General features: G+C 33.8%; 2 protein-coding genes. Both read left to right on the top strand.

The features are described 5' to 3' along the window. Positions 1 to 296: 296 nt before the first annotated feature. Positions 297 to 1256, top strand: a complete 960-nt coding sequence (locus ABH957_RS29410) for an alpha/beta hydrolase (protein WP_242312083.1) — start codon at positions 297 to 299, stop codon at positions 1254 to 1256. Positions 1257 to 1447: 191 nt separating this feature from the next. Then, positions 1448 to 2179, top strand: coding sequence for a DsbA family oxidoreductase (locus tag ABH957_RS29405; RefSeq protein ID WP_404512917.1), 732 nt, complete (start codon positions 1448 to 1450; stop codon positions 2177 to 2179). Positions 2180 to 2439 lie beyond the last annotated feature (260 nt).

Raw genomic sequence — 2439 nt, 5'->3', positions numbered from 1 at the left:
TAGCGCCGATGGTAGTTGGGACCTTGTCCCTGTGAGAGTAGGACGTCGCCAAGCAACTTTAAGACGAGTCAGAATGACTCGTCTTTTTTGTGTTTTAAACTTCTTATCAGTCTCAAGTAAGTAATCCTTATTCTTTTGATCCTCTCATATTCATTTTCTTTCGTCTTTTTTGATGTGTAGTTTAAGATTTTCTATTTTATTTTTTGTAGAAGCAAGCTGTCGGTGTGTTAAAATAGTGCAGTTGTTTTTTTGAGTACTTGAATATAAGAAGATTTAATTTTGAAAAAGGAGATAATATGAAAAAGATAGGTGTAATTACTATAGTAGTTTTAGTCCTTCTGGCAATTACTTATATGTTAGCCGGGAATTATTTTTATAATTATGCGTTGAATGCGAAACAAGAGAAAGAGTTTTTAGAGGATAATCCTCACTTAGTAGAAACTGTGAATGCATCGGGAGGTGTGTTTGCTACAAATGAAGAAAAGGATGCGAACTTTGTATCAAATCATAAACCTAATACATTGAACGTAAATTCTTTCGATAAGTTGAATTTAACAGGTTATGAATATATGAATGAACAATCTAGCCATAAATGGGCAATTGTAGTTCATGGGTATGATAGCAGGGCATCGAAAATGACGAAATATATTCGGAACTTTTATGAAGAAGGATATAATGTCATAGCGCCAGACCTTCGTGGGCATGGAAATAGTGAAGGCGATTATATAGGGATGGGTTGGCACGATCGTAAAGATATTTTGATTTGGATTCAACAAATTGTAAAGAAAGACCCTAATGCTGAAATAGCACTCTTTGGTGTTTCAATGGGCGGGGCCACTGTAATGATGACTTCAGGTGAAGAGTTACCTGCTAACGTTAAAGTTATTATTGAAGATTGTGGATACTCAACTGTTATTGATGAATTTACGTATCAATTAAACGATTTATTCCACTTGCCGAAGTTTCCTGTTATGAATGCGGCAAATACAGTTACAAAATTACGAGCTGGATATGATTTAGAAGAAGCTTCAGCTATAAAACAAGTGGCGAAAAGTAAAACGCCTATGCTATTTATTCATGGGGATGCTGATACATTCGTTCCTTATGAAATGTTAGATGAAGTATATAATGCTGCAAAAGTAGAAAAAGAGAAATTAATTGTTCCAGGTGCTGGACATGGAGAAGCCGAGAAGGTAGATTCGAATAAATATTGGAATACCGTATGGAAGTTCGTGGGGAGATACATTCCAGCGTAATTAGATTGTTTTAGATTTGTATTTTGTATATACGATAATCAGAAGGAAATGTTTTTATACTTTTGATTATCGTTTTTTCTATTTAAAAATTTATTTTGATTTGTAGTATATAAGGTTTGAAGCATAAATTTTTGAATTCTTTATTGCCAGTGCTACAATAATTGAAAACTACATGTTAATGAGGTGTTTCTATGAAAATTGAAGTATGGTCAGATTTTGTATGCCCATTTTGTTATATTGGGAAACGCAGATTAGAAATGGCTTTAGAGCAATTTCCGCATAAGAAGGATGTTGAAGTTGAGTTTAAAAGTTTTGAATTAGACCAAAATGCTCCAATCTATTCTGGAACAAGTATTAATGAAGTACTTGCATCAAAGTATGGGATTAGTATTGAAGAAGCTAAGCGTAATAATATACAACTAGGCAATCATGCAGCTAGTATGGGTTTAAGTTTTAATTTTGAAGAGATGAAGCCGACGAACACTTTTGATGCGCATCGTCTTGCTAAATTTGCAAAGGATCAAGGGGAAGAAAAAGAGATTACGGAAAATCTACTTTTTGCATATTTCACTGAATCGAGAAATTTAAGTGATGTGGATACGCTTGCTACTATTGCTGAAGCTTCAGGTGTAGATAAGCAAGAAGCTTTACGTGTTATTAATGATAAAGGTGCATATGCAAATGATGTTAGAATTGATGAAGCGATTGCTCAGCAATATCAAATTTCAGGAGTACCTTATTTTATTATTAATCAAAAGTATGCTATTTCAGGTGCGCAACCACTCGAAACTTTTGTTGGTGCACTTCAACAAGTGTGGGAAGAAGAGAATCCTGCACCTAAGTTACAAGAGCTTTCTTCAGAGGGTGGAAGTGATATGTCTTGTACTGATGAAAGTTGTTCTGTACCTTCAAAAGAACAATAGTTTTTATGATGGAATAGCAACCCATAGAGTGTTTCATGGGTTGCTTATCTATTCTTATAGAAGAGGTATATAGATAGATAATTTAATAACGTAAATAGCATTTATAAAAAAATGAAGTTTTTTATAAAAACATATTGACGGTTGTATCTTAGAGGTGTAATATAGAACAAGTCGCCGATAGCAACAACGCAGAAAGCGACAAAAGAAATAAAAAAACTTGGTTGACATTGAAATATGAAAATGTTAACATAAGGGAGTCG

This window comes from Bacillus sp. RC242 (assembly GCF_044908245.1).
Taxonomy (GTDB): Bacteria; Bacillota; Bacilli; order Bacillales; family Bacillaceae_G; genus Bacillus_A; species Bacillus_A mycoides.
This window is presented reverse-complemented; position numbering and strand designations above follow the sequence as displayed.